The organism is Candidatus Marithrix sp. Canyon 246 (assembly GCF_001723685.1).
GTDB lineage: Bacteria > Pseudomonadota > Gammaproteobacteria > Beggiatoales > Beggiatoaceae > Marithrix.
Genome location: NZ_MCBX01000038.1, coordinates 261,338 through 285,538 on the forward strand (window position 1 = coordinate 261,338; position 24,201 = coordinate 285,538).

Annotated in this window: 22 protein-coding genes; 2 read left to right on the forward strand and 20 right to left on the reverse strand. The window is 32.8% G+C overall.

Going from position 1 to position 24,201, the window contains the following annotated elements; genetic code table 11:
* Window positions 1-21: 21 nt before the first annotated feature.
* The 12 genes from ruvX to BHU68_RS13995 form a co-directional block, all read right to left on the reverse strand.
* Window positions 22-408: a Holliday junction resolvase RuvX gene (gene ruvX / locus BHU68_RS13945; RefSeq protein ID WP_069472657.1), complete on the reverse strand. Its 387-nt coding sequence runs from the start codon at window positions 406-408 to the stop codon at window positions 22-24.
* Window positions 409-410: 2 nt separating this feature from the next.
* Window positions 411-974, reverse strand: coding sequence for a YqgE/AlgH family protein (locus BHU68_RS13950; protein WP_069472656.1), 564 nt, complete (start codon window positions 972-974; stop codon window positions 411-413).
* Window positions 975-986: 12 nt separating this feature from the next.
* Window positions 987-1,850 (reverse strand): energy transducer TonB, encoded by an 864-nt coding sequence (locus tag BHU68_RS13955; RefSeq protein WP_069472655.1) that lies wholly within the window; start codon window positions 1,848-1,850, stop codon window positions 987-989.
* Between the two features lie 62 nt (window positions 1,851-1,912).
* Entirely contained in the window at window positions 1,913-2,710 is a 798-nt protein-coding gene (locus BHU68_RS13960; RefSeq protein ID WP_069472654.1) for a toll/interleukin-1 receptor domain-containing protein, read from the reverse strand.
* A gap of 10 nt (window positions 2,711-2,720) precedes the next feature.
* Window positions 2,721-3,317 (reverse strand): DUF4276 family protein, encoded by a 597-nt coding sequence (locus BHU68_RS13965; RefSeq protein WP_069472653.1) that lies wholly within the window; start codon window positions 3,315-3,317, stop codon window positions 2,721-2,723.
* A complete protein-coding gene (locus tag BHU68_RS13970) occupies window positions 3,314-4,489 on the reverse strand; it encodes an AAA family ATPase (protein ID WP_069472717.1) in 1,176 nt (391 codons plus the stop codon). The genes BHU68_RS13965 and BHU68_RS13970 overlap by 4 nt, the downstream gene beginning before the upstream one ends.
* Window positions 4,482-8,006 carry an nSTAND1 domain-containing NTPase gene (locus BHU68_RS13975; RefSeq protein ID WP_069472652.1) on the reverse strand — a complete coding sequence of 1,175 codons (3,525 nt, stop codon included), beginning with the start codon at window positions 8,004-8,006 and terminating at the stop codon, window positions 4,482-4,484. The genes BHU68_RS13970 and BHU68_RS13975 overlap by 8 nt, the downstream gene beginning before the upstream one ends.
* On the reverse strand, window positions 8,003-9,406 hold the full coding sequence (locus BHU68_RS13980; RefSeq protein ID WP_069472651.1) for a toll/interleukin-1 receptor domain-containing protein: 1,404 nt from the start codon (window positions 9,404-9,406) through the stop codon (window positions 8,003-8,005). The genes BHU68_RS13975 and BHU68_RS13980 overlap by 4 nt, the downstream gene beginning before the upstream one ends.
* Window positions 9,407-9,635: 229 nt before the next feature.
* Window positions 9,636-9,878 (reverse strand): hypothetical protein, encoded by a 243-nt coding sequence (locus tag BHU68_RS13985; RefSeq protein ID WP_069472650.1) that lies wholly within the window; start codon window positions 9,876-9,878, stop codon window positions 9,636-9,638.
* Between the two features lie 206 nt (window positions 9,879-10,084).
* A complete protein-coding gene (locus BHU68_RS17405) occupies window positions 10,085-10,240 on the reverse strand; it encodes a hypothetical protein (RefSeq protein WP_171900412.1) in 156 nt (51 codons plus the stop codon).
* Window positions 10,241-10,313: 73 nt separating this feature from the next.
* On the reverse strand, window positions 10,314-13,826 hold the full coding sequence (locus tag BHU68_RS13990; protein ID WP_069472649.1) for an nSTAND1 domain-containing NTPase: 3,513 nt from the start codon (window positions 13,824-13,826) through the stop codon (window positions 10,314-10,316).
* A 59-nt stretch (window positions 13,827-13,885) separates the two neighbouring features.
* Window positions 13,886-14,302 (reverse strand): hypothetical protein, encoded by a 417-nt coding sequence (locus BHU68_RS13995; protein WP_069472648.1) that lies wholly within the window; start codon window positions 14,300-14,302, stop codon window positions 13,886-13,888.
* Between the two features lie 40 nt (window positions 14,303-14,342).
* Here BHU68_RS13995 and BHU68_RS18115 point away from each other — a divergent pair, with 40 nt between their 5' ends.
* Both BHU68_RS18115 and BHU68_RS14000 read left to right on the forward strand, forming a co-directional pair.
* The gene (locus BHU68_RS18115) at window positions 14,343-14,468 is read left to right on the forward strand and encodes a hypothetical protein (RefSeq protein ID WP_256359138.1); all 126 of its coding nucleotides are present in this window, start codon (window positions 14,343-14,345) and stop codon (window positions 14,466-14,468) included.
* Window positions 14,469-14,838: 370 nt separating this feature from the next.
* Complete coding sequence (locus BHU68_RS14000) at window positions 14,839-15,720, forward strand: DUF58 domain-containing protein (protein WP_069472647.1); 882 nt, start codon at window positions 14,839-14,841, stop codon at window positions 15,718-15,720.
* A gap of 1 nt (window position 15,721) precedes the next feature.
* On the opposite strand, the gene lysA is transcribed toward BHU68_RS14000, so the two are convergent.
* From lysA to BHU68_RS14035, 8 genes are all read right to left on the reverse strand, one after another.
* The gene (gene lysA, locus BHU68_RS14005) at window positions 15,722-16,966 is read right to left on the reverse strand and encodes a diaminopimelate decarboxylase (protein ID WP_069472646.1); all 1,245 of its coding nucleotides are present in this window, start codon (window positions 16,964-16,966) and stop codon (window positions 15,722-15,724) included.
* Window positions 16,967-17,286: 320 nt separating this feature from the next.
* On the reverse strand, window positions 17,287-18,264 hold the full coding sequence (locus BHU68_RS14010; protein WP_171899595.1) for an AIPR family protein: 978 nt from the start codon (window positions 18,262-18,264) through the stop codon (window positions 17,287-17,289).
* Window positions 18,265-18,449: 185 nt separating this feature from the next.
* Complete coding sequence (locus BHU68_RS14015) at window positions 18,450-18,656, reverse strand: hypothetical protein (RefSeq protein WP_069472644.1); 207 nt, start codon at window positions 18,654-18,656, stop codon at window positions 18,450-18,452.
* Window positions 18,634-18,837, reverse strand: a complete 204-nt coding sequence (locus BHU68_RS14020) for a hypothetical protein (RefSeq protein WP_069472643.1) — start codon at window positions 18,835-18,837, stop codon at window positions 18,634-18,636. The genes BHU68_RS14015 and BHU68_RS14020 overlap by 23 nt, the downstream gene beginning before the upstream one ends.
* 448 nt (window positions 18,838-19,285) lie before the next feature.
* Window positions 19,286-20,548, reverse strand: coding sequence for a Vi polysaccharide biosynthesis UDP-N-acetylglucosamine C-6 dehydrogenase TviB (gene tviB, locus BHU68_RS14025; protein WP_069472642.1), 1,263 nt, complete (start codon window positions 20,546-20,548; stop codon window positions 19,286-19,288).
* Window positions 20,549-20,560: 12 nt separating this feature from the next.
* Window positions 20,561-22,696, reverse strand: coding sequence for a GumC family protein (locus tag BHU68_RS14030; protein ID WP_069472641.1), 2,136 nt, complete (start codon window positions 22,694-22,696; stop codon window positions 20,561-20,563).
* A gap of 77 nt (window positions 22,697-22,773) precedes the next feature.
* Window positions 22,774-22,911, reverse strand: a complete 138-nt coding sequence (locus BHU68_RS17410) for a hypothetical protein (RefSeq protein WP_171899540.1) — start codon at window positions 22,909-22,911, stop codon at window positions 22,774-22,776.
* 6 nt (window positions 22,912-22,917) lie between these two features.
* Window positions 22,918-24,114 (reverse strand): RtcB family protein, encoded by a 1,197-nt coding sequence (locus tag BHU68_RS14035; protein WP_069472640.1) that lies wholly within the window; start codon window positions 24,112-24,114, stop codon window positions 22,918-22,920.
* Between the last annotated feature and the right edge of the window lie 87 nt (window positions 24,115-24,201).

Here is a 24,201-nt window from a genome sequence, read left to right on the forward strand (position 1 = left end):
AAAGTAGCATTTCAATATGATTTATGGACATTCGCTAAACCAAGTTTCAAGGATAATTTGAGCCGCAACTGCATCTAAAAGTTCATTACTTTTAGTTCTTTCAGCAGCAGCAACTGAAGATAGAGTTTCATCAATGGTATGAACTGGTAATTGATAACGCGCTGATAATTTTTTAATAAAACTTTTAACAGCTATTGTTACTGGATTATCTGAGCCATCTGCATATTTTGGCAACCCAATCACAAATTGATTGGGTTGCCATTCTTTAATTAAGAAATCAATACGTGACCAATTAATTTTATTATTTTTAGTTGTCACTATTTCTAAAGGGCTAGCAGTAGCAGTGATATTTTGACCGATTGCAATTCCAATCCGTTTTTTACCATAATCAAAACTCATGATATACATAATTAACTATGTCCTACTTCAGTTGATAATAAGTTTATATCTATGCCAATAGAAGCAGCGGCAGCGTGCCAACGTTTTGCTGGTGGAGTATCAAAAATAACATTTTTATTAGCTGGAGTCGTCAGCCAAATATTATTTGCTAATTCTTCTTCTAATTGACCTGCCCCCCAACCACAATAACCAAGTGCAATTAAGGCATTTTTAGGTCCTGTACCATCTGCCATAGCATTGACAATATCACGTGAGGTAGTTAGACTAAAATCATTATTTATATTCATCATAACATCCCATTTTTGATCAGACTGATGAATAACAAAACCACGTTCTGGTTCGACTAGTCCACCTTCAAATACAGTAGTATTATTGATTAATAAATCATGACTTTCAATATCCATATTTTGAAAAACTACACCTAAATCAATTTCTAATGGATGATTAATCATAATGCCCATTGCACCTTCTTGATTATGTTGACAAATATAAATTACTGTTTGAAAAAAATCAGGATGATCGAAATCAGGCATAGCAATTAAAAATTGATTAGTGAGATAACTGGTTTCTATCATAATTATATTATCTTATCTACTCCTTAAATGATTGTAACGAAACTCCCAAGTACGGGTTATATGTAAAATATCTGTGTCTTGTTGTATATTTTCTGGAAAAGCTTCAAATGGTGCTGCAAGATGCACAATACGTAATGCTGCTTCATCTAATATTTTATACGGTGACGCTTGTTTAATTTCAACTTTATATATTGTACCATTAGAATTAAGTGCAACATCTAATATTAAATAACCTGATAATTTTTTGCTACGCGCTTTATCTGGATAGTTTAAATTACCAACAGTTTCAACTTTTCTACGCCAAGTATCCATATATTTTGCATATTTATATATTTTAGTACTAGAACTAATAAATTTATGAAATGGACGTTTACTATATTGTTCAAATTTATTATTTAATTCTGCTTGAATACTGGCAATATTAATAGCACTGGCATTTAACAATGATAAGTTATCTTTAGTATTCAACAAATTTTGTGAATAATCATTATTTTGTATAATTTTATGTGTAGATTCTGTTGTAGTTAAAGTTGTAATTTTAGGTTTTTTATGTGCCAATTGCGGTGATGGAGAAGTATATACAATTGCAGCAGAATTTGCTGGAAAAGGTGCGATTGTAGGAGTCACTGGGCGTACATCTTCAGCTTGATCACCACCACCTTTATGAGATACTTGTGCTAAATAATCGGCGTTTTGTGCTGAATCTTCAGTGCGTTTTTGAATTAATATTACTTCCATAGTGGTAGTTGTATGATGTTTAGTTGATTTTGGCATTTCAAAACCAACTAAATAAATTATTATAGCATGTATAATAATTGCTATAAATATAGCCACTGTGAATCTTTCGGTATCTGGATCAATAAAACTGTTAGTCATACTACTTGAGTTACTAATTTTTTTGAATAACTCTTTATTATAATGATTTTTTTGAAATCTTGCTAACTAAACTTCTTTAATTGACTGTTAATTTGTTCCAATTCTGGTTCTAAAGCCCCAATTTCAGTTTCCAATTGATCTAACTTGTTATTCAAATTAGTTTTGGTAGTCTGAGGAATACGTGGATTACTCATTGAGGTTAAAACTGATTCATATTCTTTATTTTTGAGCTTTAATTCCCCTTCAATACGCTGTTTTTCATTTTCCAGACGCTTTTTCTTCATCCCAGCTAAACCACCAGTTTCTGGTTCTTTATCGGTTTCGCTTTTTAACTTATTTAGGGTGGTAGTTATATCTCGCGCTAATTCATTTAAAGTTTGATAATATTCTGGTTCTCGATCTGGATTAGGTTTTGGAATCCCTAGAGTACGAATTCTACCTGAATCTGGATTTTTGATCCAAAAAGGATAACCTAATAAATCATTAAATTCTGGTGGACGTTCTTCAAATGGCACGAAATCATGTTCAACCATAAAAATTCGTCCAGAACCATTACCAACTTGAGCCAAAAAGGTGTTTAATTCTAATACACACCATGATGAGGCTAAATAACCGCGCGATAAAATTAAGACTATAGTCGCACAGCTACTTAATTGATTATCAATATCAGCGGTAACTGGTTGATTACCACGTAAATCATAATCCATCCATAATTTATAAGCGTCAGACCTTCCTAATTGTCTGCCTAATTCATTTTTTAAGCCATTGACAAATGTTGTTACCCAGCCTTTATCCGCACCCGGAAAAGGTTCATTATCTACATGGGCATAGCTGATGAAAATATCGTTTTTGTAAGTCATTGTTTATAAATTATTGTGATAATAGATTAAAAAGGCGTTTAGCATGTTTTGAAACTTGAGCTACTTTCTGAGGATCAATTTTTGCTAAAATATCAAAACCATGCCGTACTTTATGATATTTTCCTTTTGTTTTAGTGTGCCGAGTAGCGGCATCAAGTCCTTGATTGAGATCATTTTTAGCAATTTTTTCAATGTTCTGTTGTTTGGGTAAAGCATTAAGATTGAAGCCTTGACCATAAAATTCGGCTAATGTTTTTCGATCTGCCAAAAACCATGATTCCATACACTGAACCATTAAATATGCATTGTCATCAGTTGCTGAAGATGGAGGGTTCCAATTATCTATAACTTTCAAATGTCTCCATGAACCATGATTATCAGCTACTGGAGCTTCACTATCAACTAACAATATACACAAAACATCTCGGTATTGCACAATTGCTGTACAAAAGCGGTTGTATGCTTGCATACGTGAACCACAAGCTATAATTTTCGGTTGGTAGCCGCTTGGCACTATTTTCTTGAAAAACTGGCTAAAACCACGACGACATTTTGTCAAAGTTAAGTTTTGATCTCCACCACCTTCAACATAAATATGAACTTTCACCACCTATTTCCTCCAATTTCACCACTACGCCAAAGTTCAGCTAAAGAATATTCTTGAAGCCAGACTTCTAATTCTGTTTGATTTAAGCGTTTTAAGTGAGTTCCATTCTCGTCTCTATCACATACAATGATAGATTCTGGTATATCAGTCAGTGCATCTACTATGACATCAGAATGAGTTGTCACAATCAATTGGGTACGCTCTGCACATTCTTTCAAAAGGGGTACAATGCTTGGTAAAATATCTGGATGTAAACCCAATTCTGGTTCTTCAATACAAACCAGCGGTGGTGGCTTTGGATGACACAAAATAGTTAATAGACAGAGATAACGTAGTGTTCCATCTGAAAGTCGCGTTGCTGGTACTGGTTGTCTAAGCCCTCGTTCATGAAAAAAAATTTGAATCGTATTTCCTTCAGTTTTAGTGGTAATATCTTCTATATATTCATAAAATTCTTGTAAAAGTGATAGTAATTGTTGTTTTACTTGGGGGTTATTTTGTAAATTATTTATAACTAAGCCTAGATTACTGGCATCTTCTAACAAAAACTCATTGGGTAAATCAGCTTTTTGTGGCATACGCATTATCGCATAATGTCCCAAATTCCATTCTCTATAAAAGCGGATTTGATTAAATTGACTAGAAAGATGTGTTAATTCTGGATAGAGATCAGCACCTCGCCGTTGAGATAGAATAGATTGTTCTATGCTAACATCTTGTCGTTGCAATTGACGTTCTGTTCTTAAATTCTGTTCAGAGTCAATCAACATATTTAAGGTGGGATAGCCATTTTGGTAAGCATAATAAATTAAAGGGTTATTATCTGTAGTGGCTTTAACCATTTCATTGACTAATTCAAAACGATTACCGCTGCATGTAAATGATAGCTGATATTGAATATTTTGCCAACAACTATCAATTGAAGCAATGGGTGAAGCACTATCACTACCTTTCCACAGCCATTCCATAATACCGCCACCTTGACGAATGGGAATCAATAAATTATTTGGTGTTGCTGCCAATAATGATATTATCTCAATAAGATTAGATTTACCTGAAGCATTAGTACCTATTAGTACATTCAGGGATTCAAATGTTAAAGTTTTCATCCCTGTAGAATAAGACAATATATTTTCAAGCCTAATCGTATTTAGTAATTTTTTTTCATTCATAAATATCCCCCAATTCATATAATACTAATTTACCGCGTGTTAGCGGCACTGCTAACCAACAACCCGTTGGTGTACATCGAAAATTAAAGTCCCATAAGGGTGCGCCTTCTTCAACTTGGCTTGGAAGTCGTAATGAAAATAATTCTCCATCATTGATAAAATGCCAGAAACGTATAGTTGCATCACCACTGGCTGTTATTAATTGATGACTATCAGGAGTGAAAATAGCCCGATGTATAGTTTGTTCATGTCCAACAAATAGATGATAGAATTGAGTATTGGTAGTAGAATAGACATGCACTAGCCAATCTCGCCCCACACTTGCTGCTAATTTGCCATTTGGACTTAATGCAGCCCACATAATCATATCTGGCATTTTAGGGAATGGATGCAATAGTTGCAGTGAAGTTCCATCATTTACTGACCAAAGACGCATATGATGATCACTGGCAGTCAGTAATTTGGTACCGCTTTTATTAAATGATACTGAATTAAAATCTTCATGTTGATCAGATTGATAAAATTTCACTTTGTTACTATTTAGATCAAATATACCAAGATTATCATCATAACTGGCTGTTACAATCTTTGTATTATCTGGGGAAAAAGCTACAGCATTAATCGCTTCTTTATGATCTACATACAATTTGATCATTTTTAAATGATCATCTTTGATTTGCCACAATTTCGCGCCACCATCTAAACTTACTGAAACTAATAAGCTACCATCTGCATTAAAAGCAAGACGTTGTACATCTGCTAAATGAGCTATATCTTCCCATAATAATTTTAAGTCGGGTTGAGAATACCAACGTAATGTACCATCCGCAAAACCTACTATCAGACGCTTACCATTTGGTGAAATGGCAACTGATGCCGGTTCACTAGGTAAATCTATAATATATTGATAAGGTAATGCTGATTGCCAACGCATGACTTTACCATCGTTACTACTAGTAAATATTTGTCCTGTTTGAGCAATAATATCAGTTACACCGGCTGTATGACCCTGTAAAACTCGTTTAGTCACACCACTTTCAGTATCCCAAATCCTTAAAGTACGATCTTGACTTGCTGTAACTAAATATTTTCCATTTTTAATAAAGTCTAATCCAAATACTTTATTTTTATGACCTAATAAAACACTGGAGGTTTTTGCTGTTTTTATATCCCATAAACGTACACTGGCATCAACACTACAAGTTGCTACTGTTAAACCGTTGGGGCTAAATGCAATGCCTTGTAATTTATCAGTATGCCCTTTTAAAGTCACGGATCTATCTTGCTCTAAAAACCATAAACGAGCTGTATTATCATAAGATGCACTACCTAATATTTTACCATTTGGGCTAAAAGCTAAACTATTAGTAGATATTGCTTGCTCATGCCCAGTTAAAGTTTTTAATTGTTCACCATTTTCTGGATTCCATAAAGTAATATTCTTATCTTCACCGCCACTAGCTAATAATTTTCCATCGGGGCTGATTGCTAAAGAACTAACAATTTCTGGTGCTTCCCATTCTAACAGCGGTAAACCAGTTTTTAATGACCATGCAATAATGTGCTTATCATTACCAGCACTTACTAAAATTTGAGTATTCGGTACAAATACAATGGCTTGTACATTTTCGGTATGTCCTTGTAAACGTTTTAATAATTTACCGGTTTCAGTATCAAATAAAACTAAAGTACCTCTTTCGCCAGCAGCGGCTATAATTTTACCATCATCACTTACTGCTACTGCTAATAATTGTGCATCAGCACCATGATATATTTGCATCGGTGCTTCACCCATCAATTTACTAAACCATGTTAATAAATCACGACTATGGCGATGCTCTATAGCAATATCTGGATCTAATTCACGAGTTTCATTTAAAATTTGTTTAGCACTGGCATAATCTTCATCCCTAGCCAACAGTGCGGCATGAATTAACAGAGATTTAAATAAGCTATTGGTACGATTTTGTTCTACTTTTTCAGCATGTTGCTGTGCTACTATCGCTTTCTTTTCGGCAATTATAGCTTGGTTACGTTCTAAATAAACCCACACTGCTATGACGATAGCTACTATGAAGCCTAATACAGCTCTTTTTGCAGTTCTATGTGCTAAAATAGCCTTTTGTTCTATAGCAACAAGTTGTTGTTGTGTTTTATCACTTTCATCTAAAAAACGCATAGCTAAATCAAAAGATTCTATGCCATGCTTACTATAACGTTTTGCCCAAGCTGCTGTAGGTAGCATCTGATGACGCCATTCTAAAGCCATTTCTAACTCAATTCCAGACCATAATTCTGCCTGTTGCTTGTTCCAGCGATAAGCACTATCTTCTAAACGCTTATATAATTCCGCAAATTCTGTTTCTTTCTCTATCCATTGTTTTAAACGTTCCCATTGACGAATTAAGCTTTCATGACTAATATCTAATAAACCATTTGGCGTTAGAGTAATAAAACTACGACCTTTTTGTCTAAATATATTTACGACACTAGTTATTTGTTCCAATGAGGCATTTGCTTGTTCAACAATTTCACGCAATTTAACTGGGCGACGTGTATCACGATGTCCATCTTCACGTTCGGTTAAGTTACAAAACAGTATTTCTGCAATTTTTTGCTGATTAGGATTAAGTTCCTCATAAGCTTCTTCAGCATGTTTAGATAATACAGTATTTAAACGTCCAATTTTTTCATAATGCGTAATTGTCAAATTTTTTGAATTTTCCGCACTAGCTAAATTCCACATTCGCATCAAAGCATGTTGTAATAATGGTAATTGATCAGGATTATTACCTATATCATTAAGTAAACGATTTACTAAATGCTGATCAACATTTCCACCAAATACTTTAGCAGGAATTTCGATAGCGTCATGTAATTGTTGGCGAGTTAGACGGGGTGTTAAAAATAAACCTTGATTTAGAGCTTCTGGAAAATCATAAAACATTGCACAATCTGCTAAAAAATCAGATCGCAATGTGATTACTACATATATATTTTTTTTACAACTAGCTAATAATAATGCTACAAATGCAGCAGCTTCATCGGCTGCACCTTGATGATAATAACGAAAAATTTCTTCAAACTGATCTACTAAAACTAATAAATTAGTATTATCTGGTAATACTAGTTCTTGTAAACTTAATGGACCACGACGTAAGTCAGCTTGTAAAAAAGCTAAACTTTCGCTATGGCTTGTGAAAGGAGTGGCATATTCTGGTAAAGCCTTTTCGGCTAATAAGGCTTGAGCTAAATTTAGAAATGGACGATTGCCCGGACGACATTCCGCAATACGCCAATGAACTCCAGCTTCTGAAAGAAAACCGGTTTCTAATCCTGCTAATAAACCAGTTCGTACTAATGAAGATTTACCATATCCTGAAGGTCCAATGACTGCTATAAATTGCGTGTTTCCAAGCTTTTCTATCAGTTGATCTGTATGCTCTTCACGTCCAAAAAAAATATCAGTTTCATCGCGTTGAAACGGGCGTAAGCCGGGATAAGGAAAATCGCTCATTTTTGTTCTAACATTTGCAAAAATTGGGATACACAAGTTTCAATTTCATTTGAAGGATAATTGAATACTTGCATATTGGGTAATTTAACGCTTAACTTTGGCTTTTTTGATGATGGAACATCATATACCGCGATTAATTTTAAAGGTTCATCCCGTCGCCCTTGCATACGGCGGCAATATAATAATTGTTCATTTACCCAATATACTGAGGTATTATCATAAAGCAATAATACTGCATCACAAGAAAGTAAATTTTGTTCCAAATATTGGCGTATTTCTGAAGCTTTAACACCTGTTAAATCTTCAAGCGGCATACTATAACCAATACCTTGTTCATCTAAAAAATCTTTTATTTGATTAGCTAAGTGTATATCTTCAAGTGCTGCATTAATAAATACTAAACTATCGCTAATAGAATCATTAAATTTAGGCTTTTCTTTTTCTGGCTCTAATTTTTTAATGATCATTGCCTTAAATTCCACAAATCCTATGGCTATTACAGAACTACTTTCTAAAAGCTGAGAATAGTTAGGGTCATCAACTATTTTAGTTAGATCTAATGTTGGGCTGCGCCATTGGAGTATAGGTAAATCAGCATTTTTTGCGCGTTCATATTGAAATTGAGGATAAGCATGAGTATTTTTATCACTCAATAATTGCACAAATAAACTAGATTTAGTTAAATCTTCGTCTAAATCTTGTTGAATATTAGGAAATGAATATTTTTTATTAGGTAATATTTGTAAACCTTGTTGTTCAAGATAACGTTTAATATCTTGACGCTGTTCTTCTAAATCTTGCGTTACTTCTGCTAAAAAAATGGTTTTTTCTGAAGTACTAACAGGCTTGTTTCCATATTCTTGTTTTAAAATTTTTAGTTGATTAGCAAGTTGGCGTGATAAGTCATCAAGTCTTTGATAGTATTGATATTCTTCTGGATTAGGTTTTGGTAATGCTAAAATACGTGGATTACCATAATCATCTAAGAGCCAAAATTTATAACCAAGTAAATCGTCTAATCCCGCAGGTTTTTCTTCAACTACATCATGTTCGACTACAAACACACGATTATTAACTTCTTTAATTTGAGCCAAAAATATATTCAATTCCAACATACACTTTTGTGACTGAATATAAGCAGGCGATAAAATTAATAACAATGTAGCTGCGCCTTCTAATTGTTTAACAATGTCTGCGGTTGCTGGGCTATTTCCTTGTAATTTACTATCCATCCAGAAGGAAAAGGCATCAGCACTACCTAGTTTTTTACCTAAAAGAACTTTCAAACTATTGATTAAGGTAGTAACCCAACCGTGATCGCCATCAATGAGCGGCTCATTATCAACATGGGCATAGCTCACAAAGATATCGTGCTTGCAATTAGGTACATAGACTGGCATGAATGATTCTATTTTTTATAAAAATGGGAGTAATGTCATTATTATATGACAAAATAAAGGCAAATTGACTAACTAATCCATATATTATGGTTGGTCATAGTTAATAATTAATCAAGCTAATATAAAAATATTTGAATTATATCATGATGAAGGGGGTTTGAGAATGGAAAAAAAAACGGGCATTAACCCGTTCTAAATATTTTTATTATTATTAAATTTTTCATCTGGTTTAACGACGAGCTTTGTTAGACTTATTTGATTTATTTTGACGAGCCGTAAAACGTTTTCTTCCTTTATAACTATATGATTTATTTTTGTTATATTGAGAATAAAGTAGTTTTAGTTGGTATTTCTTAGTTTGAGATTCTCTCATACTAGCTTCGCCTATAATAGGTGCTAAAACTAGCATTGTTGATAAAAAGACTATTATAAAACTCTTGCTTTTTGTGATAATATTTGTTATATTAGACATAATAAATTTTCCTTAAATAGAACTGAGAATAACCAAGTTAATGAATATAGTTATAGAATAAACTTTTTATCATTTTCCCCTAGATCGACTCGACGGGAACGGCTCTTTCCCTTGAGGGAGGGGAGGGGCCATTTTTTTTTGATAAAAAATTTAAATAAATTCTTTTAACTTAGTTAATTTTTAATGCAATAATGTTGCCAATCAATTTAAGGAAGATAATGTACTAATAAGGGCTGATATTCTTTTTCAGATTGTGATTCTTTTATTTTTGCTTCACTAATTGGCGCAAACATTAAGCTTGATAATAATACGCCTGTTAATACCAATGTAGATAAAATTGAATTAGTGTGTTTTTTGTTCATCATACAGCCTTTTTGCCTTTTCCTCGTTTATGTTAAAAACCTATTTGGCAAAATTTGTTCCAGCTAGAGGAAATTAGTAAATTTTTCCTAATTTATAAAGGACTAATTTACCATTAGTAAGCGGTACGATGATCCAACAAGTCTTTGATGTACAACGAAAATCAAAATCCCACAAAGCTGCTGCCTGATCTATTTGACTTGGTAAGCGTAGCTTGAATAGTTCTTCATTATTATTTAAATCCCAAAAACGCACAGTAGCATCACCGCTCACAGTAACGATTTGCTTGTTATCAGGGCTAAAAATTGCTCGTAAAATTGAGTTTTCATGTCCAATTAAGCGTTTATGTATCTGTTTGTTATTGTTGGAAAAAATATTAACAATCCAATCACGTCCAACACTTGCAAGCCATTGATTATTTGGGCTAAAGCTGCTCCATAAGATTCTATGTGATATTTTGGGAAATTCTCTTGCTAATCTTAGTGATAAATTGTCGTTTATTTGCCATAAACGTGTATAACCACCTTGAATATTTGCGTCTCTACCGCTTGTAAGTAGCTGTTTTCCATCATTATTGAATTGAACTGAATACACACGTTTTGTATGTATTTGTTGAAAGCGTTTTTCTTGATTACCAATCCTAAATAAACCAATTGTTCCATCATAACTAGCAGTGGCTAAATTTTTATTGTCAGGCGATAATGCCAGAGAATTTATAGGTTTTTTATGGCCGGTAAATATTTGTTTTTCATATAATCTATCATTATTCACTTGCCATAATTTGGCGGTTTTATCAAAGCTGGCAGTGGCTAGCATAGTAGCGTCTGAACTAAATACTATTCGTTGTATATCATCACTATGAGCGGTGTTATTTTGCCATAATAAACTCAGATTAGCTAAGGAATACCAATGCAGTGCGCCATTAGCAAAGCCTATAGCGATATATTTTCCATCTGGTGAAATTGCAGCAGAGGCTGGTTCAGTAGGTAAGTTCAGTATATATTGATCGGCTATAGTTGCATTCCAGCGCATTATTTTGCCATCATGACTAGCACTAAATATTTGCCCTGATTTAGCGATTACATCTGTGACACCAGCTGTATGCCCCTGCAATACGCGCTTAGTAATACCACTTTCAATATCCCATAGCCGTAAGGTGCGATCTTGACTGGCTGTAATTAAGTCGGTTCCATTTGCCAGAAAACGTACTCCAAATACGGTATTTGTATGTCCAATAAGAACACGTAAGGCTTTGCCTGTCTTGACATCCCATAAACGCACACTACCATCAGCACTACTAGTAGCTACTTTATCTCCATCGGGGCTAAAAGTTATTCCTTGTAATATATCTGTATGTCCTAATAAACTTACTGTTTGATCTGTTATTTGAGCGTCAGGTGTGACATTCCAAAGACGGGCTGTATGATCATTAGAGGTGCTACCTAAGATATAAGCATTAGATGCAAATGCTAAACCATTTGTTGATATAGCTTGTTTATGACCTTTTAAACTGGTAAGTATTTGACCTGTATTGATATTCCATAAGGTGATATTATTATCTTCACCACCACTGGCTAAAATATCCCCGTTAGGACTAATGGCTAAAGCATTAACTTCAGCAGGGGCTTTCCATGTCATTTTAGCTTTGGCAGTTGATAATGACCAAAATATAATTTGTTGATCATCACCAGCACTAATTAAAAATTTAGAGTGAAAAACTAAGGCTTGAATATTTTTAGTGTGTTTTTGTAAACGCTTAATCAGTTTGCCAGTCTTAACATCAAATAATACAATGCTACCATTTTCACCCGCAGTTGCTAGGGTTTTACCGTCAGGGCTAATAGCAAGTGTTAATAATTGTGTATTCGCGCCTTGATAAATTTGTATAGGTGTAGCACCCATTGATTGATTAAACCAAGCAAGTAAATTACGAGAGTGCTGATATTGTGGTGGAATATCTTGATCAATTTGGTAGGTTTTATTTAAAACTGTTTTGGCAGTAAGATAATCTTCACCATGAGCTAATAAAGCGGCATGTGTAAGTTGTGAGTTAAATAAACTGAATCTGCGATCTTGTTCTAATTGTGCAGTTTGATGACGCTCTGAAATTCCCCAAATAGCTAATGCTATAGTAATTATAAATCCTGATATTGTCCATCTTGCCGCTGCTGCTTTTAAGCGTTTTTTATCTTGTTGTGCTTGTCTTTTGGTTTTGCTGGTTTTTAAAAAATCTATAGTTAAATCAAAATGTTTACCTTGTTCGACACCATAACGTTTTGCCCATGCTTGATTTGCTTGAGTACGATGACACCATGCTAAAGCTATGTCTAGTTCAATACCTGATAATAAATCAGCTTGTTTGTTCTTCCAGCGATGGGCACTATCTTCTAAACGCTTATAAAATTCAGCAGCTTCTGCTTCTTGTTGAATCCATTTTGTTAAACGTTGCCATTGGCGAATTATGCTTTCATGACTTATATCTAAAATACTATCAGCGTCTAATTCTTGCCCTATAACTGGGGTTAAAAAGCTGTATTTTCTAAAAGTTTCAACGACTTCGGCAACTTGTTGCCAAGATACTTGTGCTTGATTTGCTACATCTTGTAATTTAACTGGGCGACGAATATCACGATAGCCTTCTCCTCGTTCAGTTAAATTACAGAATAATGTTCTTGCTATTTTTTTATCAGTAATTTCAGCATAAGCTTCATCAGCGTGTTTAGATAAAGCTTTGCTTAATCCACCAATTTGTTCATAATGAGTTAAATTAATTGTAGGATTATCGTGATGACTTGCTAAATCCCACATTCTCATTAAGCTATGCTGTAATACTGGTAATTGATCTGGATCATTACCAATTTCATTTAGCAAACGGTTTACTAAACTTGGTTCGACGCTGCCACCAAATACCTGAGCTGGTTCAGTAATGGCATCATGTATTTGTTCACGAGTTAGGCGAGGTGTTAGAAAAAGCCCTTGAGCTATTTTTTCAGGTAAATCGTAAAATAAGCTGCTATCACCAATAAAGTCAGAACGCATTGTTATGACAACATAAATGGCATTATGTTGACAACAGGCTAATAATAATGCTATAAATGATACTGCTTCATCGGCTGATTCATAGCGGAATATTTCTTCAAATTGATCAACTAATAATAATAAATTAGTTTGTTTTGGTAATGGTGTTTCCGCTAAAATTTCATGCAGACTAAGAGAACCACGGCGTAGTTGTGCTTGTAAAAAAGCTAAGCTTTCAGTTAAATTAGGAAAAGGCTTACTATATTCAGGGCCTAAAGCTTTATCAACTAATAAGGCTTTGGCGAGATGAAAAAAAGGACGATTACCGGGGCGAAAATCTGCGATCCGCCAATGTACCCCTGCTGTCGCAAGAAAGCCAGATTCTAAACCTGCTAATAACCCTGTTCTCACTAGTGAAGATTTACCACAACCAGAGGGTCCAACCACAGCAAGAAAATGGGTATCTCCCAATTTTTCTAATAATTGATCAGTATGTTCTTCACGTCCAAAAAATATGTCTGTTTCGCTGCGTTGAAATGGGCGTAAACCGGGATAGGGATAGTCACTCATTGTTATATTTTAACATAGGAAGGGATATATTATTAAGTTATGTTACGTATCAAATATTGCTATTTTTCATCAGCTTCAAATTTAATAAGTTCTGTAAGTAATTCATCACAAACAACCACGCTTTCAAAATAGGCTTCACAATATAAATCAAAATTATACCTATATTCGGCTGCACAAACCGTAATAGCAAGTAAATCAGCGCGATATTTCGATTTATCAGTTTGAAATTGCGTTAAGAAAATAAGTTCCTCTAATAATTTGTTGAGCTTATGTGTTCTAGAATAAGAACCAATAGGGCTTTTAGTTTCTAAAATATGTTTAAAAAAACATTCCAGCATTTGTTGATAATGAAAGCAATGAATAGAACAATCTTCTATATTACTGCTATTAAAAAAATCAACCGCTATTGCATGTTCCCACGCTTTACCACCTAAGTTTTTTACATTTTCAAAGTTTTTAAATAATTTTTGGTACATTTTTATTTATATATTTAGTGAATGCTATAATGCAATTATTTTGTATAATACCATTAGGGTTGATAATGCCATAGATGATGCCGCTGCATTAGTTTTACATACGCTCAATTTAGCTAATGAAAAAATTCCTGATATTTTATGGCATAGCCGCTTAACTGTCTTTTAATTTCAAAATAATCGGACAAATCTCCAGCTGGTTCCTGAGCATAATTGACAATTTTGGCTAGTTTTGTCTTGAAGTAGTATTTGTCTTTCCAGCACTTCAGTGCCTGCTTTGATTTCTAAAGGCTGAATATCTTCGGTAATGATGACTATTTTCTCCGACAATTTAACAACAGCTATAGGTTCATTTAAAAAAAATTTATAATATGTTTGTTAAAGTACCATCAGCTATCAATAAAATTTTTTGAAAAGGGCTGAACATAGAAAAATCTATGTTACAGTCTCTCAATAATTGGTACAAATCTATTCCTTTTGTTTGCATAAATACTTAGTTTATTTTAACATAAAAAAAGTATTGATGATATAATCTAAATATGAAAGTTTCTCTGGAAGAATTAATACAATTAAAATGGCAAGCGCGATCCTTAAATTTGTCAAGTCGTAAAAAGGCTATGGCAATCATGGGTGGTTCTCATCATTCAAGCTTCCGTGGGCATGGAATGGACTTTTTAGAAACACGTCGCTATTTTCCCGGCGACGATGTACGGGCTATAGATTGGCGAGTAACAGCTCGTTTAAAAAAAACCCATACTAAAATATTTACTGAAGAACGAGAACGTCCGATTTTTATCTTAGTAGATTATAGTTCTAGTATGTTTTTTGGTACACGCAAGACATTTAAATCTGTCATTGCTGCCAAAGCGGCAGCCTTATTAGCATGGGCTGCTACTGAACAGGGTGATAGAGTTGGTGGATTAGTATTTTCAGCTGATAAATCTTATCAATTACGCCCACAAGGTGGAAGGCATGGAGTATTACGGTTATTAAATGCTTTAGTTCAACCTATTTCAATCTCTAATGATAATAAATATAATTTAACTAATGCTTTAGTGCAATTACGACGAGTTACTCATCCGGGCAGCTTAATTTTTATTATTAGTGATTTTCAATCAATGGACAAGCAAGCAGAAAAACACTTAATAAAATTAGCACGTAATAATTATATAATGGGATTATTTATCTATGACCAAATGGAAAAAAATCTGCCACCAGCGGGAACTTATGATATAACCAATGGTCAACAATATGGAATAATAAATAGTAATTCCAAAGAAGTAGCAGCAAAATATCAGCAACAATTTGAACAACAACATTCTGACTTAGAAAAATTCTTTCAACAGCGACAATTACACCTTTTATCTTTAGCTACAGATCAGGAAGTCGTTGAAACTATTAAAGCTTATAATGTCTTATAACTTAAAAATCCGTTCCCAAAAGAAAATCTTCTTTTCTGCCTCTACGCCTGACTAAAATATCTTGCCCATCATTATCAATAATTACCTCAGCAGGCATAGGCGCACTTAAAAAGTATAATAAACTTGCTGAAAATCCATAAGCTCCCGCATTGAATATACAAATAATATCATTTGGCTCTATATGAGGTAATTCTACTTCGGTGGTGAATACGTCCATACTGGTACATAAAGCTCCACCTATAATTACCTTACTATCAATTGGTTGATCAATTTTATTCGCAATCACAGTTGAATATTTTTTATTCATTCTAAATGGCAAAAAGGCGTGATTGATGCCACTATCTACAATCGCATATTTTTTTCCACGTGATTCTTTGACGCTTAGAACTTTTGTCAGCAAAATACCAGCATCTGAAACTAAAAATCTACCCGGTTCTAAAATCAATTCTGTTTCTGATAAATCATAACAGTTTGAAATTTTAGCAATTAACTCTGCTAAGCCTGAACCAAATTCTTCTACATTAAATTCTTGTTCAGAATCAGTATATGGTACACCTAAACCACCACCTAAATTAATTGTTTCCAGCTTTAACTGATATTGCTTAGCAAGTTTACAGGCAATATTTAAAGTATTTTCTATACTAGTCAATAATACCTTATGACTTAAAATCTGTGAACCTACATAGATATGAATACCAGATAATGTAACCCAATCTAACTTTAATGCCGCCTCAATCAGCCCATCTACTTTTTCCTCATCAACTCCAAATTTTTGCGAATCCCCACCAGTGTGCATTTTAGCCTGCGCCGCACCACATAAAGGATTAATTCTGACACAAATTTTCATTAAACACTGTGCTTGCTCAGCAATAGTATTGATTCTATAAAGCTCATCCATTGATTCAACATTTAACAAATGAATTTTATTTTCAATAGCATAAGCTATATCATCATCAGTTTTACCCGGACCATTATAAATAATTTCCGAGCCTAAAAAGCCAGATTTCAAAGCGATACAAAGTTCACCAGATGACGCAATTTCAGCACCAGCACCTAGCGAATGAATAAATGCACAAACACTTGGATTAGGATTAGCTTTAAGAGCGTAAAATATTTTAAATTGTTTAGGAATATACTGCTTTAATAACTCATATTTAGTTTTAATGATATTAATATCATATACGTATAAAGGAGTTGCATATTTTGCAACTAAGTCTAATATAGTTTGTTGTTTTAAAGATTTCATGTTTAATCTCAATAATAACTACAGTTTTGATTTTTTGACCTTTGTTTGTAGATGTGATAGTTCATTTTGTTTTTTTCCTTTATTAACAATATTGTTATTTATTTGTTTCTGCTCGACAATCTTCTAAATTATCGCGGACTGTTACTGTATTGGGATGTTCTGCATGGTCATAGTAATCATGGAAAAAACTCAATAAACCACCACGGCTAACTAAGGCATTTTGTAAAGCTAAATATAAAGGCGACTAAACGCGCCAGAACTCTTTGTCTTTATTGTAAAAATAAATTACGCATCATAAAACTTTATTAGAACAATTTAGGCTATGAATGCACTTCAATAATACCCAATTCATTATTTAAATCATATTTAGATTTGCCTGATTTAAAATAGCTATTGTGTGAATAGGTTATGCCTTTTTCTGTAAACAGTTTTTTTTCTTTTTCTGTTAGCTTAATCAGTGTATCATAAATTTTCTGATATGATTTTTCATAATCATCATTCAGTTTGTATATGCCATAACTTATTAGTTCATCTGCGTATAAAATTAAATCGTTATTATATTTTGCACTGTTTCGCTTATCTATAACAAATTTATATATTTTATATGCTTCCATTAACTGTTGATATATTGGTGAATCTTTTTCCCCAGAAAATAAATGATGCAATTTATGATTTTTATCGGCTGTAGCTTCATAAATTTCTTCTAAAATTGTAGATTTTGAATTTTTTGCAACTTCTGGATGTTCATTAAAAGTTGCATACCAAAATTTTAGAACTGTATCACTATGTACTGATTCTTTGAGCATTTGACTTAAATGATTCTCAAATGTATCACCTCGTTTTATTAAATAGCCGATTTCATTTGATTCAAAAATAGTTTTTGCATAGATATTAAAATTTCTATTGCTAATTTTATCTCGAAAATTGATAGGTGACTGAGTATTAGTTGCATCTGTGATTTTATCTACTATTTCTTTATCATTGGTTTCGTACAATCTGGCTAAAACATAAACACCATCCAGTTTAGATGGATCTTTTTGATAGACATCATATATAACGCTAGTCGTTTGTAATCCATTTACAATTACTGGATTTACTGTTTCAATTGGATAGTATCCAGCTTGCATTTCTTGTGGGAGTTTTACTTGATCTGCAATAATTGTAATTCCGTTATTTAGAAATGGAAAGTATTCAGAATAATCACTCTCTAAGGTAGAAAGAATATTTTTATTGGTTTTGTTATACCTTAAATATCCTCTGACATTTTCATTAAAAACTGTATCCACTCTTTTGTTCACGTTTTTTTCATTATCAAGTAATTTGCACAAATTAAGAGCTGAAAGTCTAAAATTTACAGCTTTTATATTTTGTATTTGAAATGAAATAATAGATTGAGGATCTTTTTTTAAAGATATATTAGATCTATCAGCCATAAAACTAAATTTGACTGTTTTTCTTTTTCGATGCTGATAGACTAAACTATCTATTTTTCTAAATATTCATTGGAATCTAAATGTCTTTGAATTATGTGACTATTCTGTTCTGATTTTTCGCCAGCGAAAATAAAATAAAGATTAGTTTCTAATATTTTTCCTGATGAGACTATGGATTTATATCGTTCTAATGCAGTGGCGACTTTTTGATTTAAAGGAAGTGAAGAGCTATTATCATAAACAAATATAAATTCCATCCATCCCAGCATCATTACTACCTTTACCATTAATTAATGTACTAATATATGCCATAACTTCATCAAAGCTTAAATCAAGAAAAGCAGCAAGTACAAGGATTTCAAAGGCAGAAGCTTCTGTTAAATTAAATTTTTCTTTGATTCTATGCTTGAATCCATTGATAAAAAGTTCTTTGTTCATTTGTTAATTTATCTGAAGTAGTACGGACATTATATCTTTTTTCATGTTTAATTTCAATAATAACTACAGTTTTGATTTTTTGACCTTTGTTTGTAGATGTGATAGTTCATTTTGTTTCCTTTATTAAAAAGACGAACTTCACGATTTTCAAATTGCTTCATAATAATTTACCTGTTGGTCGTTTATTACTGTACTACTATAGCAAATTATTGTCCAATTGATTGCTGTTATTTTATTAGCATTCTAATATCAAAAGCTGGTTTGCTAGAATGTTGTTTTATTAAATAATTAAAACAATCGAGCACACACTGTCTAGGAATAAATTCCAAGGCGGTATTTGAGCATGTAGCTGAACCTCATAATAACTTGGTTGTGAAGGAATGGATTAATAAGCTCATATCAGGGCGCATTACATCATTATTTTGCCCTTCAGGAAATGCAAAGCGTTTTACAATCTCTCATCAACAATATCAGTTGGTAAAATAGATTTTATATCATAAATAACCCCATTAGTTTTTGTCAGAGCTTGAATCGCCTCTACACCCATTTCAATGAATTGCTTATGTGATACTGCTAATATCACCGTATCATATTTATATTTTTCTGGTTGTTGCACCATATTTATCTTATACATTTCTTGTGCTTCTTCCATATCTACCCAAGGATCATAGACATCTATCTTGGCTCCATAGCTTTCTAATTCTTGGATAATGTCTATGACGCGAGTATTACGAAGATCAGGGCAATTTTCTTTGAAAGTTAGCCCCATTACTAAAATATTAGCACCTATAACATGAATGCTTTTTTTGATCATACGCTTGATCACAGCAGAAGCGATATAAAAACCCATATCATCATTAATTCTACGCCCTGCTAATATCATTTCAGGGTTATAACCAACATCCTTAGCTTTTTGAGTTAAATAATAAGGATCAATACCTATACAATGCCCACCAACTAAACCCGGGCGAAATGGTAGAAAATTCCATTTAGAACCAGCGGCTTCTAAAACTTCTAAAGTATCAATATCTAAACGGTGAAAAATCATTGCAAGTTCATTTATTAAAGCAATGTTCACATCGCGTTGTGTATTTTCAATTACTTTAGCCGCTTCTGCTACACGAATGCTACTAGCTTGATGAGTACCAGCCGCAATAATACTCTTATAAGTTTCATCTATAATCTTGGCAGCTTCAGGAGTGGAGCCTGAAGTTACTTTAACAATATTAGTTAAACGATGAGTATGATCACCCGGATTAATACGTTCTGGGCTATAACCTACAAAAAAATCCTGATTAAATTTTAAATTAGATTCATATTCTAAAATCGGTACGCAAACTTCTTCAGTAGCTCCGGGATACACAGTAGATTCATATACTACAATATCAGATTTATTTAAAAGCTTACCTATCATTTTACTAGCGTTTTCTAACAAGGTTAAATCAGGGCATTTATGACTATCTAATGGTGTTGGAACTGTTATAATATAAAAATTGCATTCTGATAAATCGTTTAAATTATCTGTATAACTTATATATTTAGCTTGTTTAAATTCTTCTGCTGACACCTCCAAAGTAGCATCTTTTCCTGATTTTAATTCTTCTATACGTTTAGTTTTAAGATCAAAGCCTATTGTAGAATAATATTTTCCAAACTCAATTGCTAAAGGTAATCCAACATAACCTAATCCTATAATTCCAATTTTTTTCATTTTTTTTATTTCCTAATTATTTAATATAATGCCTGCTATTTTTGTATTAACTTTTTCTAAACGTTTAATATTATCTAATACCATAGTTGAATGATTGGCTTTTGCTTTTACCACAAATACGATTTTTGTTGCTAGTTTGGCTAAGACTATAGTTTCTGTAAATGCCACTGTTGGGCTATGAATAATAATATATTTATATTCTGGTGTTACTGCTTGTAATAATTCACTAAACCATTTTGATGAGAATAATTCTAATGGATTAAAAGGAATTTGCCCGCCTAAAATTATATCAAGTTGAGGCACTTCATTGATTTGATAAATACATTCTTCCCATTTACGTTCCTTAGTAAATAACTCAAATAATCCCGGAGATTTAGGATTTAAACCTAATGTTTGAGCTACTGTAGGTTGCCGAATATTAGCTTCTATTAATAATGTTTTATCTATTTGCCCAAAAGCAAAAGCTTGATTTAATGCCACTGTTGTTTTGCCATCTTCTGGTAATGAAGATGTAATCAAGATTATATTATTTTGATTCTGTTGATCTGATAACATTAATTCAGTGCGAATAATGCGAATTGCATTAGAAAATGGCGCATTAGGTTCCTTTAAAAACATTGATCTAGCATTAAATTTATTTTTTCTGCTGAATTTTAATTTTGGTAAAGTTCCTAAGCAAGGTAATTTTAATTTTTGCTTAACATCTTCTGCATTAGCGATAGTTTTATTTATAAATGCTAATAAAAATGCTATCCCAATTGAAATTAATAATCCTAAGACAAAACTTCCAATAATAAATATATATTTATTCAATAAGACTGGATTAGCTTTTGCTGGAACTAATGCGGGTTCAACCAATCGCCCCACCATAGAAAGCTGTTTGACTTCTTGTGCAACATTATTTTCTTTCAAACGTGTTAAAAATAATTCATAGAGATTACGATTAACTGCTATTTCTCTTTCTAAAGCCTTTTTTTGATATTCTTTACGGTTAAGATTTTGAATTACTATTTCATTTTCCTTTAAGATATGTTCCAGAGCTTTGACATTAGCTAGTGCCATTTCATATTCTTTACGAATACTATTTAGTACAATTTTTATTTGTTTAGTTGTATTATTTTTAGCCTTTTGTAAAACTGCTCTAGCGGCAATTACTTTAGGATGTCTTGCACTATAACTACTAGTTAAATTAACTTGTAACTTAGCTAACTCTCTTTCAGCTTTTAATTCTGCACTTTTAAATTCTTGTATTCGAGAATTCTTAAGAATAACTGGTAATGATTCTAAATCAGTTCTATTACCACGATGTTGTTGTACTTGTCGATAAATATATTTTGCTTCTCTCAGTGTATTACGCGCATTGCCTAATTGCCCAGCAGTTGCATTAATTTGCTGACTTGCAATAGTTTTAATGCCAGTAATATTAACTAAATTTTCACTCTCCATATAAGCTTGCAAGCGTTGTTCAGATTGCTGTAATTGATTACGCAGTTTCTCTAAACGATTAGTCAACCATGAGGTAGTTTGATTAGCAATTTCTAATTGAGCATCTAAATCACTTTCAATATAAATTTTAGCTAAAGCATTAGGCACAGCAGCGGCTAATTTTCGATCAGCAGATTCAAAACTAATTGCTACAATTTGAGTTTGACTTACAGGTTTAATATGTAGTATTTCTTTAATGCTGTCAATAATTTTATTACGTTTCTTGTTCTTATATATTGGATGAGAAACTAAATTAAGTTGATCAACTAGCTTTTCTAACAAACTTCTATATTTTAAAATTTGTAATTGTGTTTTAAAATGTTTATCAGCATTCCCTTTCCCATAGATAGCCTCCTCTAAAGATACTATTTTAGATGGTTTTTTACCTTCAATAAATAAATAAGCAGTAGCTGGGTATATCGGTACTGGTTTTTTTTGAAAAGAACTAGCAATAGTTCCTAATACTGTTATTAGAATAGTAATTAGAATAATTAGAAATATATAATTTTTTAAATTTTTTAAATAATATAAAATATCTATTTTTTTATTTTTCTCTTTTTTATTATCTACTTTTTCATCTTCTTCTTCATCACGTACAATCAGAATCTGACTGCCTTCTGGGATATATACATATCCATTTGTGGGATTGAGTTCTTGATTCATATTATTAATCTTTATTAATTAATTGTTTTTGAATCAAAATGCAACTCTTATTCCCACTTTATTATGTGTATATTATATCAATTTACTTTCCATTGATCCAAAGCTTTTTTTACATCTTTTTTAGCCTTAGCACGTTCGCTTGACTTACTTTTAATATGCGCTCCGCCTTTTCTTAATATAGGAGCGCGAACTAGTGGGTTTATTCTTTTAGACATAATTAATTATCCTTTTACGCATACAACTTGTTTTAAAGTATGTACAACTTCTACCAAATCAGTTTGATTTGCCATGACTTCATCTATAGATTTATAAGCACTGGGTATTTCATCAATAACTCCTTTATCTTTACGACATTCAACTCCCTCAGTCTGTAATTCGACATCTTCAGTATTAAAATGCTTCTTAGCAGCACTACGACTCATTTTCCGCCCTGCTCCATGTGAACAAGAACAAAAAGATTCTGCATTACCTTTGCCGCGCACGATATAAGATTTAGCGCCCATACTGCCGGGAATAATACCCAATTCGCCGTCATTAGCACTAATAGCACCTTTACGAGTTAAATATACTTGTTCGCCAAAATGTTCCTCAACAGAAACATAATTATGATGACAATTAATTGCTTCTTTAGTAATTTCAAAATGTGGAAAAACTTTACGTAATTTCTCAAGAATCAAGCGCATCATTTCACGTCGATTAGATAAAGCATAATCCTGCGCCCAATGCACCGCTTCGACATAATCATCAAAATGCTTAGCTCCTTCAGTAAAATAGGCTAAATCGCGATGAGGCAATTGACGAATATGTTGTTCCATATCCTTCTTTGCCAAATTAATGAAATAACGTCCAATTACATTACCAATACCTCGACTACCAGAATGCAACATTACCCAAACAGCTTGATTTTCATCCAAACAAATCTCAATAAAATGATTTCCACCACCCAAAGTTGCTAATTGTTGTGACCATGTGATATGAGGTTTTCTTAACATCTTAAAAATAGCAGGATGCTTATCAACAATAGCATCTAAACCTTTATTAAGACTTTTAATAGTTGAATTTTGAACCTTTATTGACTTGTGCATGTTAAAACCAACCGGAATAGTTTCCTCAATTGCAAGCCTAGTCTTTTTTAAACTATCTGGTAAATCATTGGCGTTGAGTGAAAGACGGAGGGCATTCATTCCGCATCCAATATCAACCCCGACTGCCGCTGGAATAATTGCGCCCCTACTTGGAATCACAGAACCTACAGTAGCTCCAATTCCAAGATGTACATCTGGCATTGCTGCAATATGGCTATGAATAAATGGTAATTGAGCTATATCTGTTAATTGATCAATCGCGCCTGAATCAATATCTTCCGTATATATTTTTATAGGTACTTTAGCTTTATTTATAATAGTTTTGACTGGCATAATTTTTTCCAAAAAAAAACCTCGATTAATGCAATCGAGGTTTTTTTATTTTATAACTTAAATCGGGAATCTGTCAAGAAAAAATGA